The 15,152-nt window shown below is 67.0% G+C and carries 15 protein-coding genes; 2 read left to right on the forward strand and 13 right to left on the reverse strand.

The genetic code is table 11. The features are described from left to right. Nucleotides 1–15 precede the first annotated feature (15 nt). Together PMI02_RS19065 and PMI02_RS19070 are read right to left on the reverse strand one after the other, a co-directional pair. Nucleotides 16–1,158: a MaoC family dehydratase N-terminal domain-containing protein gene (locus tag PMI02_RS19065; protein ID WP_007685892.1), complete on the reverse strand. Its 1,143-nt coding sequence runs from the start codon at nt 1,156–1,158 to the stop codon at nt 16–18. A 29-nt stretch (nt 1,159–1,187) separates the two neighbouring features. Next, nucleotides 1,188–2,774, reverse strand: coding sequence for an acyl-CoA synthetase (locus tag PMI02_RS19070; RefSeq protein WP_007685895.1), 1,587 nt, complete (start codon nt 2,772–2,774; stop codon nt 1,188–1,190). A gap of 115 nt (nt 2,775–2,889) precedes the next feature. On the opposite strand from PMI02_RS19070, the gene PMI02_RS19075 reads away from it, so the two are divergent. Next, entirely contained in the window at nt 2,890–3,672 is a 783-nt protein-coding gene (locus tag PMI02_RS19075) for an IclR family transcriptional regulator (protein WP_007685897.1), read from the forward strand. Nucleotides 3,673–3,723: 51 nt separating this feature from the next. Here PMI02_RS19075 and PMI02_RS19080 read toward each other — a convergent pair whose 3' ends face one another. Genes PMI02_RS19080 through PMI02_RS19095 form a run of 4 tightly spaced genes read right to left on the reverse strand, consistent with a single transcriptional unit; the run spans nt 3,724 to nt 7,926 of the window. Further along, the gene (locus tag PMI02_RS19080) at nt 3,724–4,173 is read right to left on the reverse strand and encodes a MaoC family dehydratase (RefSeq protein WP_007685899.1); all 450 of its coding nucleotides are present in this window, start codon (nt 4,171–4,173) and stop codon (nt 3,724–3,726) included. Further along, the gene (locus tag PMI02_RS19085) at nt 4,173–6,014 is read right to left on the reverse strand and encodes an acetyl/propionyl/methylcrotonyl-CoA carboxylase subunit alpha (RefSeq protein ID WP_007685901.1); all 1,842 of its coding nucleotides are present in this window, start codon (nt 6,012–6,014) and stop codon (nt 4,173–4,175) included. The genes PMI02_RS19080 and PMI02_RS19085 overlap by 1 nt, the downstream gene beginning before the upstream one ends. Continuing rightward, nucleotides 6,011–6,322 carry a DUF3088 family protein gene (locus PMI02_RS19090; protein WP_007685904.1) on the reverse strand — a complete coding sequence of 104 codons (312 nt, stop codon included), beginning with the start codon at nt 6,320–6,322 and terminating at the stop codon, nt 6,011–6,013. The genes PMI02_RS19085 and PMI02_RS19090 overlap by 4 nt, the downstream gene beginning before the upstream one ends. A gap of 2 nt (nt 6,323–6,324) precedes the next feature. Next, on the reverse strand, nt 6,325–7,926 hold the full coding sequence (locus PMI02_RS19095; protein WP_007685906.1) for a carboxyl transferase domain-containing protein: 1,602 nt from the start codon (nt 7,924–7,926) through the stop codon (nt 6,325–6,327). A 98-nt stretch (nt 7,927–8,024) separates the two neighbouring features. Here PMI02_RS19095 and PMI02_RS19100 point away from each other — a divergent pair, with 98 nt between their 5' ends. Next, nucleotides 8,025–8,912, forward strand: coding sequence for a LysR family transcriptional regulator (locus PMI02_RS19100; protein WP_007685908.1), 888 nt, complete (start codon nt 8,025–8,027; stop codon nt 8,910–8,912). On the opposite strand, the gene PMI02_RS19105 is transcribed toward PMI02_RS19100, so the two are convergent. From PMI02_RS19105 to coxB, 7 genes are all read right to left on the reverse strand, one after another. Continuing rightward, nucleotides 8,909–9,481 (reverse strand): SURF1 family cytochrome oxidase biogenesis protein, encoded by a 573-nt coding sequence (locus PMI02_RS19105; RefSeq protein WP_007685909.1) that lies wholly within the window; start codon nt 9,479–9,481, stop codon nt 8,909–8,911. The genes PMI02_RS19100 and PMI02_RS19105 overlap by 4 nt on opposite strands. Nucleotides 9,482–9,572: 91 nt before the next feature. Beyond that, nucleotides 9,573–10,394, reverse strand: coding sequence for a cytochrome c oxidase subunit 3 (locus PMI02_RS19110; RefSeq protein ID WP_036504563.1), 822 nt, complete (start codon nt 10,392–10,394; stop codon nt 9,573–9,575). An 86-nt stretch (nt 10,395–10,480) separates the two neighbouring features. Continuing rightward, a complete protein-coding gene (locus PMI02_RS19115) occupies nt 10,481–11,083 on the reverse strand; it encodes a cytochrome c oxidase assembly protein (RefSeq protein ID WP_007685913.1) in 603 nt (200 codons plus the stop codon). A gap of 4 nt (nt 11,084–11,087) precedes the next feature. After that, nucleotides 11,088–11,210: a hypothetical protein gene (locus PMI02_RS28205; protein WP_007685915.1), complete on the reverse strand. Its 123-nt coding sequence runs from the start codon at nt 11,208–11,210 to the stop codon at nt 11,088–11,090. 11 nt (nt 11,211–11,221) lie between these two features. Continuing rightward, nucleotides 11,222–12,112, reverse strand: a complete 891-nt coding sequence (locus tag PMI02_RS19120; RefSeq protein ID WP_036504559.1) for a heme o synthase — start codon at nt 12,110–12,112, stop codon at nt 11,222–11,224. A 204-nt stretch (nt 12,113–12,316) separates the two neighbouring features. Continuing rightward, the gene (gene ctaD, locus PMI02_RS19125; protein WP_007685918.1) at nt 12,317–14,002 is read right to left on the reverse strand and encodes a cytochrome c oxidase subunit I; all 1,686 of its coding nucleotides are present in this window, start codon (nt 14,000–14,002) and stop codon (nt 12,317–12,319) included. A gap of 27 nt (nt 14,003–14,029) precedes the next feature. Further along, the gene (gene coxB / locus PMI02_RS19130) at nt 14,030–15,103 is read right to left on the reverse strand and encodes a cytochrome c oxidase subunit II (protein ID WP_007685921.1); all 1,074 of its coding nucleotides are present in this window, start codon (nt 15,101–15,103) and stop codon (nt 14,030–14,032) included. Between the last annotated feature and the right edge of the window lie 49 nt (nt 15,104–15,152).

Consider the following 15,152-nt stretch of genomic DNA (forward strand, 5'->3'; position numbering starts at 1 on the left):
AGGGGAAACGCAACGTCAGCCCTTGGTCGGCAGTTCCGCCACCGAGGTGCCGAACGCCGACAGCTCGCCGCGGTGCGTGGTCGCCTTCTGCGCGACCTCGACGTAGCTCTTGCCGTTCTCGACGAACTTGCGCGTCACCTCGCCGGTGAGGATCATCGCGTCGCCGTCCGGGTTGTGGCGGCGGATCTGGCAGCTCGACTTGTGGAGGAAGCCGTCGTCGCCGATCCAGTCGGTCATGTGGTGGGTCAGCCACGAGCAGCGCTCCGGGCCGTAGTCGTAGGCGCCCGGCGCGCCGACTTCGAGCGCGAAGGCCTCGTCCCAGTGGACGCGCTCGGGGCAGTCCGGCACGTTGAAGCGGTTGCGGATGCCCAGACCCGGGTGCGCCTTCTGCATCTTGTACGCCAGCTTGTTGGCGCGGATGTAGAGGCCGCCCCAGCCCTGCGCGTAGCAGATGAAGCCAGTGACGGTCATCGGGCCCTTCATCATCGGCGGCAGCTTGTCGCCGACGTTCACGTCCTCGAAGTAGCGCGGGATCGCGCCGCGATGCTCTTCCTGGTCGTAGATCTCGTAGAACTCGTCGAGCTGTTCCTGGGTGAAGGGCTCAACGCGGCCGCGCGCCTCGGTGTACTTGGTACCGCGCTCGCGCGCTTCGTCGCGGTCGGTGCGGAACACCCAGCTGTCGGCGCCGGCAACCTGGTCGCCGTGCTGGTTGTAGAAGTCGACGTGGTAGATCTGCTGGAACGAGCGGCCGGCGAACTTGGTCTGATGCTCGACCAGGTCCTTGAGCGAGGCGACCGCGCTGATCGTGTCGTTACGCAGCACCGGCTTGTGCCAGGTCCAGTCGGCACCCGCCCACATGGCGTGGACGCCCGACAGGCCGCCGCAGTAGCCCGAGATGATACGGCTGGTGGTGAACAGGAACGAAGGCAGCGCGACGATCGTGCCGTACTTGGTCTTCGCCGCGTACTCGGGATCGCACCAGAGCGGGTTGTCGTCGCCGATGCCGTGCGCGTAGTGGCGGATGGCGTCGCGGGTGGCTTCGTAGTTCCACGGCTCGACGGTGTTCTCGATCTTGACGCCGATGCGCTTGCGCAGGTCGTCGAGGCCTTCCTCGGTGATCTTGGGGAACTTGTTCTTCGGTTCTGCTGTGGTAGCCATTTCTCTACTCCTCAAACTTTCGAATTGGGTCAGGCCATGGCCTCGGCCGCCTTCGCGGCCTCGCGGTCGCGCAGCATCTTGCGGTGGACCTTGCCGGCGGGATTCTTGGGCAGCTCGTCGACGAATTCGACGATGCGCGGGAATTCATGCTGGGCGAGGCGCTCGCGGGTGAAGTCCTGCAGTTCACGCACCAGCGCGTCCGAGCCTTCGCAGTTGGCGACGACGAAGGCCTTCACCACCTGCCCGCGCTGCTCGTCGGGCACGCCGATCACGCCGCACTCCATCACGTTGTCGTGGCGCAGCATGGTGTTCTCGATCTCGACCGCGGACATCGTCCAGCCGGCGGAGATGATGACGTCGTCGGCGCGGCCGCAGTGGTAGAAGTAGCCGTCTTCATCCGTCTTGGCGCGATCCTTGGTGGTCATCCACCCGCCGCCCCGCCAGAGCATCAGCTCGCCGATCTCGCCCGGATCGCAGACCGTGCCGTCGACGCGGTGGACCTCCAGCTTCTGCCCCGGAACCGCCTTGCCCAGCGTGCCGGGCTTGACCGTGAAATCGTCCGCGCCGGGGTAATTCACCAGCACGACGCCGATCTCGGTGGTGCCGTACATCGAGCAGGCGGGCACCTTGAACCACTGGTCGATCCACTCCAGCGTCGAGGGGTCGATCGGCTCGCCGGTGAACGACAGCTTGTCGAAATGGAAATTGAATTCTGCGGCCGCGCCGCTGTTCTTCATCATGCGGTAGTGCGTCGCCGCTGCCGACATGTTGGTGATGCCGAAGTCGTCCAGCGCCTTCATCAGCCGCACCGGATCGAAGCGGCCCGCGAAGGTCCCGGTCGTCACGCCCATCGCCAGCGGCGCGAGCGTGCCATGCCACAGTCCGTGGCCCCAGGCGGGGCTGGAGGGGCAGAAGAACTCGTCGCCGGGCCGGATGCCGGTGCCGTAGAGCGCCGCGAACATCAGCGTCACCAGCGTGCGGTGCGAGTGCTTGACCGCCTCGGGCAGCTCGCGCGTTGTGCCGCTGGTGTACTGGAAGACGGCCATGTCGTTGGCACGGGTCTTCGGCGTGTACGTGGTCGGCAGGTTCGACAGCGAGGCGAGGAACGCCTCGTCGGCGACGACCACACGGGGTTTGCCATCGACCGCGACCGAGCGGGCAAGGTCCGCCTTCTCGGCATTGGTGATCAGCACCGAAGGCTCGCAGTCGCCTACCCGCAACCGCAGTGCGTCGGGGCCGAACAGGGTGAACAGCGGTACCGAGATCGCGCCGGTCTGCATCGCCCCGAACAGGCAGACGTAGAACGGCAGCGAGGGCTCGAGCATGAAGGCGATGCGTTCGCCCGGCTGGATGCCCTCGGCGTCGAGCCAGTGCGCGAACTGCGCCGCGCCCGAAGATATGGTGTCAAAGCTGATGATCTCGTCGGCACCGTCGCCGTGAGCTATGCGCACCGCCGCGCGGCCCGACCCGTCGGCATGGCGCGTCACGCATTCGTGCGCGATGTTGAGATGCTCGCGGTCGCCGTCGAACAGCTCCCACAGCGCCGCCGACGAGGCGTGCGCCTGCGCATCGGCATAGCGCGTGTAGTCGGTAAGACCCGTAATAACCTTGGCCATCGACCGTCCCATTCGTTCGGCCGACTCGCGCCCGCCGCAGATTGTTCTTGTGTTCAGCACGGTGTGGCACGGCGCGGTTGTTTTTGTAAATATTGAATGTTATTCTGTATATTGAATGACGGAACTTGGCGACACCATGAAGGCCAGCAAGGCCCCCGCCATCGCCCGCGCCGCGGCGGTGCTGCGCCTGCTCGGCAAGCGGGGCGTACCGATGGGCGTGCAGGCGATCGCGCGCGAACTCGGCCTCGTCCCCAGCACCTGCCTCTATGTGCTGCGCGCGCTGGTGGCCGAGGAACTGGTGGCTTTCGACGCCGACACCAAGCGCTACACTCTCGACGCGGGCGTGCTCACGCTCGCCCGTGCGTGGCTGCGGCGGGACCAGTTCAACGACCTCGCACAGGCCCCGCTGGACCGCCTGGCGCGGGAGTTCGGGATCACCACGCTGGGAGTACAGGTCTTCGGGCTCGACCATATCATCGTGACCGCGATGTCGCAGTCGGGGCAGAACTTCCAGCTCTCCACCCAGGTCGGCAGCCGGTTCCCGGCTCTCGTTTCGGCCACGGGTCGCTGCATCGCCGCGTTTGGTAACTACCCGGTAAGCGAGCTGGAGCCGCGCTTCGAGCACTTGCGCTGGGACGAGGCGCCGAGTTGGCAAGAATGGCTCGCCCAGGTCGAGGAAGCGCGCCTGAGCGGCGTGGCGGTAGATGCCGGACACTACATCGCCGGCGTCACCGTGATCGCCGCGCCGGTCTGGAAAGGTGGCCGCGACGACACGCGCCGGCCCGGGCATGCCTTGGTCGCGATCGGGATCGGGGCGGCGTTGCGGAGCGAACTGCCGCGGCTGAAGGAGGCGCTGAAGGGCGCGGCGCGGTCCCTGGGCGAGCAGCTGGAGGGGTAACGAACCGTCGTCCCCTCGAACCTGGGGACGACGGCTATCGGCGAATCCGGCCTACCCCTTCTTCTTCAACAACACCGTCCGCAGCATCGACAACGCGGTCTCTCCGCGCTGGTTGGTCAGCTCGTGCTTGAACACGACGATCCCCTGCCCCGGCCGTGACTTGCTTTCGCGCATTTCGACCACCTCGCTCGAGCACGTGACAGTGTCGCCGATGAAGGTCGGCTTGGGCGTTACCACCTTGTCGAAGCCGAGGTTTGCGACGAGCGTGCCGACCGTGGTGTCCGCGATCGAGAGGCCCACCGCGAGGCTGAAGGTGAAGGTCGAGTTGACCAGGATCTGCCCGAACTCGCTGGCCTTGGCCGCCTCGGCGTCGAGGTGCAGCGGCTGCATGTTGTGCGTCATCGCCGAGAACAGCAGGTTGTCGGTCTCGGTGACGGTGCGGCTGGGCTGGTGGGTGATCCGGTCGCCCAGCTGCCATTCGTCGAAGAAGCGTCCCGGCATTATTCCGTCTCCTCGATCTTCACCAGCAACGCATCGACCTGCACCTGCTGGCCCGCGCTGGCGTTGAGTTCTGCCACCACGCCGTCGAACGGCGCGGTCAGGGTGTGTTCCATCTTCATCGCCTCGAGCGTGAGCAGTTTCTGGCCCTTGGTCACGGCCTGTCCCTGCGCGACATCCACGGCGATGACCTTGCCCGGCATCGGCGCGAGGATGGCGCCCGATCCGGCAGCCGCCCCGTGCGCGCCGTCGCGCCGCCAGGGCGCGAGCAGCCAGGCCTGCCCCTGCTCGGTGACGAGGACGCCGGTGGCCGGCTCGTCGCTGCCTTCACCGACCAGTTCGATCTCGACCTTCTCGCCGTCCAGCACGAACCATGCCGAGCGCGCGGCCGGGGCATTGAGCCTCAGACCCGGCGCCAGCGTCACAGGGACCAGCGCCTGCGCCGCAGCCTGCAGCACGTCGGCGGAGGGCACGGGCGGCTCGGCCAGTGCCTCGCCGTCGCGGCCGATCAGGCCGGTATCGACCTTGCCCGCCGCGAAGTCGGGGTGCTGCAGCGCCTTGACGAGGAACGAGGCGTTGGTGCGCACCGGCCAGACCGCGCTGTCCTCCAGCATCTCGCCGAGGCGTTCGCGCGCTTCCTCGCGGTCTTCGCCCCAGGCGATGACCTTGGCGATCATCGGGTCGTAGAAGGGCGAGACTTCCGCGCCCTCGTAGACGCCGGTGTCGATGCGGCCGCCCTCGGCCTCGCCGAACTGCAGGAGTTCGAGGCGGCCGATACTCGGCAGGAATCCCTTGGCCGGGTCCTCTGCATAGAGGCGCGCTTCCATCGCCCAGCCGTCGATCGTCAGGTCCTCCTGCGACAGCGGCAGCGCCTCGCCGCTGGCGACGCGCAGCTGCCATTCGACGAGGTCGACGCCGGTGATCTCCTCGGTGACCGGGTGCTCGACCTGCAGGCGGGTGTTCATTTCCATGAACCAGATGCGCTCCGCGTCGAGCGCGCCCGAACCGTCGGCGATGAACTCGATGGTGCCGGCGCCGACGTAGTCGACCGCCTTGGCGGCCCGCACGGCAGCCGCGCAGAGCGCCTCGCGCGTCGCGGCATCCATGCCGGGCGCAGGGGCTTCCTCGATCACCTTCTGGTGGCGGCGCTGGAGCGAGCAGTCGCGCTCGAACAGGTGGAGGACGTTGCCGTGCTTGTCGCCGAAGACTTGCACCTCGATGTGGCGTGGGCTGGCGATGTACTTCTCGATCAGCACGTGAGCGTTGCCGAACGAGGCCGCCGCCTCGCGCTTGCACGAGGCAAGCGCGTCGATGAAATCGCCCGGGTCCTCGACCAGCCGCATGCCCTTGCCGCCGCCGCCCGCCACCGCCTTGATGAGCACCGGATAGCCGATCTTGGCGGCCTCGGCGGCGAGGAAGTCGGGCTCCTGGTTGGCGCCCATGTAGCCGGGGGTCACCGGCACGCCGGCCTCGGCCATGAGTGTCTTGGCGGCGTCCTTCAGCCCCATCGCGGTGATGGACGAAGGGTTCGGCCCGACCCAGACGATGCCGGCGTCGATCACGGCCTGCGCGAACTCGGCGTTCTCCGAAAGGAAGCCATAGCCGGGGTGGATGGCCTCGGCCCCGGTCTGCCTGGCAGCGGCGAGGATCTTTTCGCCCACCAGATAGCTCTCGCGGGTCGGCGAGGGGCCGATGTGGACCGCCTCATCCGCCTCGCGCACGTGCAGCGCCTGCGCGTCCGCGTCGGAGTATACGGCGATGGTGCGGATGCCGAGTTCGCGCGCGGTGCGGATGACACGGCAGGCGATCTCGCCGCGATTGGCGATGAGCAATGACTGGATCATGGATGACGCTCCGGAAAGCCGTGTCGGGTATGCAGCGCTGCGAGCACCGCCTCGATGTCGTTGGCGAACCCGCCCTCGGCGAAGGCCAGCGCGGGCAGGTTCTGATTCGCCTCGCCCAGCGCCTCGACCACCGCGGCGCGCGGGCGCGGCCAAGGTACGCGGACCAGTTCGATGTGGCCGGCGCGCTCGGGGAACAGGGCGAGCAGGCCCTCCACCGTGACGGAGTCCTTGCAATAGAACCTGCGCGGCGCGAACGCAGGATCGGCGTAGTCGATGTCGAGGACGAAAAGGCGGTCTTTCGCGGCCATCATCACATCCTGAACACGCCGAACTGCGGCTTGTCGGCAATCGGCGCTTCAAGGCACGCCTCCAGCGCGAGGCCGAGCACGTCGCGGGTCTGGACCGGGTCGATCACGCCGTCGTCCCACAGGCGCGCGGTGGCGTAGTAGGGATTGCCCTCGTCCTCGTACTTCTGGCGGATCGGCGCCTTGAACGCCTCGGCGTCCTCGGCCGACCACTTTGCGGCGTCGCGGTGGACCGTCGCCAGCACGCTCGCCGCCTGTTCGCCGCCCATCACCGAGATGCGCGCGTTGGGCCAGGTGAACAGGAAGCGCGGGTCGTAGGCGCGGCCGCACATGCCGTAGTTGCCGGCGCCGAACGAGCCGCCGATCAGCACCGTCAGCTTGGGCACCTGCGCCGTCGCGACGGCGGTGACCAGCTTGGCGCCGTGCTTGGCGATGCCCTCCGCCTCGTACTTTCCGCCAACCATGAAGCCCGAGATGTTCTGCAGGAACAACAATGGGATACGGCGCTGGCAGGCCAGTTCGACGAAGTGGGCGCCCTTCTGTGCGCTCTCCGAGAACAGCACGCCATTGTTGGCGAGGATCGCCACCGGCAGCCCGTGGATATGCGCAAAGCCGCAGACCAGCGTCGTCCCGTAGAGCGCCTTGAACTCGTGAAACTCGGATGCATCGACGATGCGGGCGATCACCTCGTGGACGTCGTAGGGCGCGCGCACGTCCTCGGGGACGATGGCGTACAACTCCTCCGCCGCATACTTCGGCGGGCGGGATTCCTGCTGGACGAGGTCGTGGCGGTGCGCCGGTCCGAGGTGGCTGACGATGTCGCGCACGATGGTCAGCGCGTGCTCGTCGTCCTCGGCGAGGTGGTCGGTGACGCCGGACTTGCGGCTGTGCAGGTCGCCGCCGCCAAGGTCTTCCGCCGAGATTACCTCGCCCGTTGCGGCCTGCACCAGCGGCGGCCCGGCGAGGAAGATCGTGCCCTGCTCCTTCACGATCACGCTCTCGTCGCTCATCGCCGGCACGTACGCGCCGCCGGCGGTGCAGCTGCCCATGACGCTGGCGATCTGCGGGATGCCCGCCGCGCTCATCTGCGCCTGGTTGAAGAAGAAGCGGCCGAAGTGGTCGCGGTCGGGGAAGACCTCTGCCTGGTTGGGCAGGTTGGCGCCGCCGCTGTCGACGAGGTAGACGCAAGGGAGGCTGTTGGCCTGCGCGATCTCCTGCGCGCGGATGTGCTTCTTGACGGTGAGCGGGAAGTAGGTGCCACCCTTCACCGTCGCGTCGTTGGCGAAGATCATGCACTGGCGGCCCGAGACGCGCCCGATCCCGGCGATCAGGCCCGCGCCCGGCACCTCGTCGCCATAGAGGCCATTGGCGGCAAGCTGGCCGATCTCGAGGAAGGCGGAGCCCGCATCGAGCAGTCGTTCCACCCGGTCACGCGGGAGCAGCTTGCCGCGCGACAGGTGGCGCTCGCGCGAACGCTCGTCGCCGCCCAGCGCGGCCTTGGCGACGCGCTCGCGCAGTTCGGCGGCGAGGGCGCGGTTGTGGGCATCGCGCGCCTTGGCCTCGGGACTGTCGAGGTTGACATTGGTCTGCAGGACCGGCGCGCTCATGCCTCTTCCTTCTCTATTTCGATTTATCGCGTCTATCTAACGACCTGCGAACGCGAGCGGAAATTGAAAGTTTCCGCTGCTTGCCATAGACACGGTCTATGATCGACCAGTACCTCCTGCGCTACTTCCTCGCGGTCGCCGAGACCGGCAGCTTCAGCCGCGCCGCCAAGCGAGTGAGCGTGACGCAGCCGACGCTGTCCTCCGGGATCGCCAAGCTGGAGCGCGAATTGGGCGCCCGCCTGTTCGACCGCGACAGGGGGCGAACGGCGGGGCAAGGCGTCGCCCTCACCCCGGCCGGCAGTCGTTTCCTCGTCCGCGCGCGGCGGATCGCGGCGGAATACGAGCACGCGCTGGTCGAACTGAGCGAGGTGACCGACCCGACCCTGCTGCGCATCGGCGTGCTGAACACCATCCCGACGCCGTGGATCGAGGCCTGGCTGGCCCTCCACCGTGCGCTCGGATCGGGCGAAACACTCGAAATCCTTGACGGCACCGAACGTGACATAGCCGATCGCCTGGAGCGCGGCAGGATCGACATGGCGCTCACCGCCGTGCGCCCCCACCACGCGCGTTTCCATCCCGAGGTCCTGGCGCGCGAACGCTACATGATGGTGCTCCCCCCCGACCACCCGCTCGCGGGCGAAAGCGAGGTCGAGGCCGAGCAACTCGCGCGCGACCGCATGGCGCTGCGCCGCCACTGCGAGGCCCTGCCCGAGATCAACCGCTTCTTCGTCGAACGCGGGGTGCGCCCTCGCTTCGTGCTCAAGACCACCAGCGACGAGCGGGTTCTGGCCGTCGTGCGCAGCGGTGCCGGGGTGGGCATGATGCCCGAGTGCTTCGCCTCCGGGCCCGAACACTTCGTCCCAGTGCGCGACTTCGAACTGGTGCGCGAGATCGGCCTGCTCCACGCCAGCGAGGCCCATATCGCCGAGGCGCTGGCCAGCCCGTTCGTCGGCCTGGTCCGGGCGCATTACAACAGGGGTTAGGCCTTGGTCGCCGTCTTTCCGCGCCTGAGCGCCAGCACGTAGATCACCAGCGCGGTCGCGGCGAAAAGGAACCACTGGCCTGCGTAGGAGAGGTGGTTGTTCGGCAGTTCCGACGGGTCAGGGATCGCGTTGGCCTGGAGCCCGGCGACCGGCGGGTCGGCGACGAGGCGCGGACCCGGCGCGATCACGCCGCTGACCGGGCCGCCCCTCCAGCCCTCGCCCGCCAGCGGCTGCTGCGACCAGCCCATCACCACCAGCGCCGTGCCGCCGCCCGGCAGCGTGCACCGGGCCGTCTGCGCGATGCCCGATTCGCCCGCAGCATTGCGTCCGGCGATCCCGCTGCGCGCGCCCACGCTGGCGCACTCGAGTTGCGATCGGCGGTAGAGCAGGTCGTCGCCCGGCCCCCGGGCCGTCCAGGCCACCGGCGCCGGATTGCCCTTGGCCGCCGCATAGTGCGCCAGCAGCCCCTCCTTCTGGTGCAGCCGCCGCAACTGCCAGAAGCCGAGGGCGACCATCAGGCCGACGGCGGCGAGGACGACGATGGTGGCGAAGATCGGAATGCGGCGCATGGGGTTCCTGGCGCTGGAGAGTGGATACGAAAAGGGCAGCCGAAGCGAAGTCCGGCTGCCCTTTCGTTTGCGTATCGACCGGGTCGAACGATCAGTGCGTCGGGTAGCCCCAGCCGCCCCAGATGTAGACCGCGACGAAGAGGAACAGCCACACGACGTCGACGAAGTGCCAGTACCAGGCGGCGGCTTCGAAGCCGAAGTGCTGGCGCGGCGTGAAGTCGCCCTTGTAGGTGCGCACGAGGCACACGATCAGCATGATCGTGCCGACGATGACGTGGAAGCCGTGGAAGCCGGTCGCCATGTAGAAGGCCGAACCGTAGGTGTTGCCGCCGAAGCCGAAGGGCGCGTGCAGGTACTCGTAGCCCTGGATGAACGAGAAGAACACGCCCAGCAGGATCGTCGCCCAGAGGCCCTTCTTGAGGCCGTCACGGTCGCCGTGGATCAGCGAGTGGTGCGCCCAGGTGACCGTAGTGCCCGAGCACAGCAGGATCAGCGTGTTGAGCAGCGGCAGCGCGAAGGGGTCCATGACCGCCTCGATCGCCTTGGGCGGCCACTGGCCACCGACCACCTCGGCAAGGTCCGAAGGGAACAGCGAGAAGTCGAAGAAGGCCCAGAACCAGCCGACGAAGAACATCACTTCCGAAGCGATGAACAGGATCATGCCGTAGCGCTGGTGGAGCTGGACGACCGGCGTGTGGTCGCCCGCGTGGGCTTCGTGGACGATCTTGGAGAACCACATGAACATCGAGGCGAGCAGGATCGCCATGCCCAGCCACGGCACGAACTTGCCGCCGGCCATGTCGTGCATGAACAGGACCATGCCGGTGGTGAACGTGAAGGCGCCGACGGTGGTCGCGAGCGGCGCGATGTCCGGCGGCAGGATGTGGTAATCGTGGTTCTTCGTGCCAGCCATGGTGCCTTCGTCCCCGTTCATCCAATCTGTCTTCCGTCTGCGCCGCGCCTTGGCGGATTATCACGCAAACGGTTCCCGTGGCGGCCTTAACCGCCTGCTTGAGTTCGGTCCAGTGTCTTTGCGTCGCCTGTAGAGGTGACGTGGAAAGTGTAGCTCAGCGTGATCTGCTGGACGTCCTTGTTGTCCGGATCGTCAAGGATCGCCGGATCGATGTAGTACAATACCGGCATGCGCACTTCCTCGCCAGGTTTCAGCACCTGCTCGGTGAAGCAGAAGCACTGGATCTTGTTGAAGTAGGGCGCCGCCTGTTCGGGCTCGACGTTGAAGCTGGCGGTGCCGGTCACCGTCTTGTCCGAAGTGTTCCTGGCCCAGAAAAGCGCCATGTCGCGCGCCCCGATCGACACGGTGTCGGTGCGCTGAAGCGGCTTGAACTGCCAGGGCATGCCCCGCTCGACGTTGGCGTCGAAGCGGATGGAGATCGTCCGGCCGCTGTCCTGCACCGTCGCCGCCTGCGCCTCGTCGACGCGTTTGGTGGTGCCGCCGAACCCGGTCGCCTCGCAGAACATGCGGTAGAGCGGGACCGAGGCATAGCCCAGCCCGAGCATGGCGAGCGCGGCCGACAGCGCCATCAGCCCGACCTTGCGGTTGCGGGCCTTGCGGGCGGGCTGGAGATCGGCGGCAGTCGTCATCGCGTCAGCTCATCTTGGCGATCGACACGAAGAAGATCAGCACGACGAACGCGGCCAGGCTGAGCGCCAGCACGCGGTTGCGGCTGCGGCGGATCTGCTCCGCGGTCTGGGGCTTGTGGTCCGGCATCGGGGTTCCGATCAGATGGCGATGAAGCGGTCGGCGACGAGCGCCGCGAATAGCGCGAAGAGGTAGAGGATCGAATAGGCGAACAGCTGCTTCTCGGGCTTCATGGCATCGTCCGGGCCGGTCCGCTCGCGCAGGCCGACGCGGACCGCGAAGCCGAGGAACACGCTCGACAGCACCAGCGCCGAGACGCCGTAGATTGCGCCGGTGTGCTCGTCGCCCGGCAGCCACCAGGGCAGTGCGCTGAGCGGCAGCAACAGGACGGCATAGACGAGGATCTGGCGCCGGGTCGAACGCTCGCCCGCGACCACCGGCATCATCGGGATGCCGACCTTCGCGTAGTCGGTCTTCACGAACAGCGCGAGCGCCCAGAAGTGCGGCGGGGTCCACATGAAGATGATCGCGAACAGCACCACCGGCATCAGCGAGATATGGCCGGTGGCCGCGACCCAGCCGATCAGCGGCGGGAAGGCCCCGGCGCCGCCGCCGATGACGATGTTCTGCGGAGTGCGGGGCTTCAGCCAGATCGTATAGACGACGGCGTAGTAGACGATCGAGATCGCGAGGATGGCGGCCGCCAGCCAGCTGATCGCGACGCCCATGAGGAAAACCGAGGCGGCGCAGAGGACGCCCGCGAAGTCACGCGCGGTGGTGCGGTCGAGGCGTCCCTGCGGGATCGGGCGCTGCGCGGTGCGCTTCATCCCGGCGTCGAGGTCGGCCTCCCACCACTGGTTGAGCGCGGCGGCACCGCCCGCTCCCATGGCGATGCACAGGATCGCGGTGAAACCGAGCACGGGGTGGATGTTCTGCGGCGCGGCGAGGAGCCCGCACAGTCCGGTGAAGATCACCAGGCTCATAACGCGCGGCTTGGTCAGCGCGAAGAGGTCGCGCCAGTCGGCGGGCATGGGCGTCGCCCCCGCCAGGTGGGCGGCTTTCAGCTCCCCTCCCGCCAGCGGGAGGGGTTGGGGGAGGGCCTGTTCCATGTCGCGATCGTCAGCCAATGGGTTACTTCAAATACAGAGGGGAGAGCGACATGCCCTCCCCCGACCCCTCCCGCAAGCGGGAGGGGAGATCGTGGAGCCCGGCCCCTTCGGGACGGGCCCGATCCATCAGTGGTGGACCGTATCGCCGATGACGGGAAGCGTCTCGAACTGGTGGTACGGCGGCGGGCTGGTCAGCGTCCACTCGAGCGTGGTCGCGCCTTCGCCCCAGTAGTTGTCTTCGGCCTTCTTGCCGGCGGTGTAGGCGTAGATGATGTTGATGAACCACACCACCAGGCTGGTCGCCATCACCATGTAGCCGATCGTGGCGACGTGGTTCCAGTGCTCGTAGGCCTCGGCATAGTCGGGGTAGCGGCGCGGCATTCCCTGGAGACCCAGGAAGTGCATCGGGAAGAAGATCATGTTCACGCCGATGAAGAAGATCACGAAGTGGACATGGGCCAGGAATTCCGAGTGCATCCGGCCGCTCATCTTCGGGAACCAGTAGTAGAACCCGGCGAACAGAGCGGTGACCGCACCCAGCGACAGCACGTAGTGGAAGTGCGCGACGACGTAGTAGGTGTCGTGCATCACGTCGTCGACGCCGCCGTTCGCCAGCACGACGCCGGTGACGCCGCCCACGGTGAACAGGAAGATGAAGCCCAGCGCCCAGACCATCGGCGACTTGAACGTCACCGAGCCGCCCCACATCGTCGCGATCCACGAGAAGATCTTGATGCCGGTCGGCACCGCGATGACCATGGTGGCGGCGGTGAAGTACATCTTGGTGTTCACCGAAAGGCCGGTCGCATACATGTGGTGCGCCCACACGATGAAGCCGACCACGCCGATGGCGACCATCGCGTATGCCATGCCGAGGTAGCCGAACACCGGCTTCTTCGAGAAGGTCGAGACGATCTGCGAGATGATGCCGAAGCCCGGCAGGATCATGATGTAGACTTCGGGGTGTCCGAAGAACCAGAACAGGTGCTGGTAGAGGATCGGGTCACCGCCGCCCGAGGCGTCGAAGAAGGTGGTGCCGAAGTTGCGGTCGGTCAGCAGCATGGTGATCGCGGCGGCGAGGACCGGCAGCGACAGCAGCAGCAGGAAGGCGGTGACGAGCATCGACCACACGAACAACGGCATCTTGTGGAGGGTCATGCCCGGCGCGCGCATGTTGAGGATGGTGGTGATGAAGTTGATCGCGCCCATGATCGAGCCCGCGCCAGCAAGGTGGAGCGAGAAGATGCCGAAGTCGACGGCGGGTCCAGGAGAGCCGCTGGTCGACAGCGGGGCGTAGACGGTCCAGCCGGTGCCGGCGCCGTTGCCGGTGCCGCCGGGCACGAAGGCCGAGCACATCAGCGAGAAGAAGCCCGCGACGGTCAGCCAGAACGAGATGTTGTTCATGCGTGGGAACGCCATGTCGGGCGCGCCGATCATGAGCGGCACGAACCAGTTGCCGAAGCCGCCGATCATCGCCGGCATGACCATGAAGAACACCATGATCAGGCCGTGGGCGGTGATCAGCACGTTCCAGGTGTGCAGCGTCGTGTTGAAGTCCGGGTTCACCGCGCCGAACCAGCGCGCGAAGGTATCGAGGTACTGGATGCCCGGATGGGCCAGCTCGACACGCATCATGCCCGAGATGGCGCCGCCCACGATCCCCGCGATGATCGCGAAGATCAGGTACATCGTGCCGATGTCCTTGTGGTTGGTCGACATGAACCAGCGGGCGAAGAACGCCGGCTTGTGGTCATGGTCGTGGTGGCCGTGGTCTTCCGAGTGAGCCTGGAAGTGATCAGCAGTGGTTGCCATGGTGGGGCCCTGTCCTGGAATTTTCTATTATTCGGCTTCGGCGGTGGCGTCAGGGGCCGGAGCCTCCGACGCGTCCGCTGCCGGAGCCGGTGTTGCCGCGGCCGCCGCCGGCTTCTTGCCGGTGTCGATGGCGCCGCCGGCGTGGGTCAGGACCCAGGCGTTGTACTGCGCGCGCGGCAGGGCCTCGACCGCGATCGGCATGTAGCCGTGCTTCGCGCCGCAAAGCTCGGAGCACTGGCCGTAATAGACGCCCGGCTTTTCGACGACGAGGACCTTCTCGTTGATGCGGCCCGGCACGGCGTCGAGCTTGAACCACAGCGAGGGCACGGCGAACGAGTGGATCACGTCGGCGGCGGTGATCTGCAGGCGGATGGGTTCACCCACCGGCACGACCATGCGGTTGTCCACTTCGAGGTGCGAAGGGCCGTCCCAGGGCTTGGAGCCGACTTCGCGCACGCCGTTGTTGATCACCGGCTGGCCGGGGATGTTGAGCATGTTCGAGATGACCTCGAAGTCGCCGTTATCCGGGTAGCCGTAGGTCCAGAACCACTGGTTGCCGGTGACCTTGATGGTCAGCGCGCCTTCGGGGGCGGGCTTGTACTGCTTCGCGATGAGGTCGATCGAGGGAACCGCGATACCGATCAGGATCAGCACCGGGACCAGCGTCCACACCACTTCGAGCAGGGTGTTGTGGCTGGTCTTCGAGGCGACCGGGTTGCGGCGGCGGTTGAAGCGCACCGCGATGACCACCAGCAGCGCCAGCACCAGCACGCAGATCGCGGTGATGATCGGCATCAGGATGATGTCGTGGATCCACTCGCCATATTCGCCGGTCTTGGAGAACTGGGTCTGCAGGCCGTAGGCGCCGTCGATCGGCATGCCGATACCCTCGACCGGCTTCATCGGAGTGTAGCTGCCCGCGCCCGAGGCGACTGCCGCGCCTTGCGCGGCGCCGGTGGCGAGAGCGGAAGGCGCTGCCGGCGCGGAAGACGCCGCATCCTGCGCAAAAGCGGGGACAACGGCAGTCAGGAGACCGGCCACGGATAGCCCGAGACCTCCGATTGCCTGCCCCAGGCCATGAATAGTTTTACCGAATGTCATGGTTTTTTGCGCTTCCACTTCCTTCGAACGCGCAGCCGATTCGCCTCGG

It is taken from the genome of Novosphingobium sp. AP12 (assembly GCF_000281975.1).
Classification (GTDB): domain Bacteria; phylum Pseudomonadota; class Alphaproteobacteria; order Sphingomonadales; family Sphingomonadaceae; genus Novosphingobium.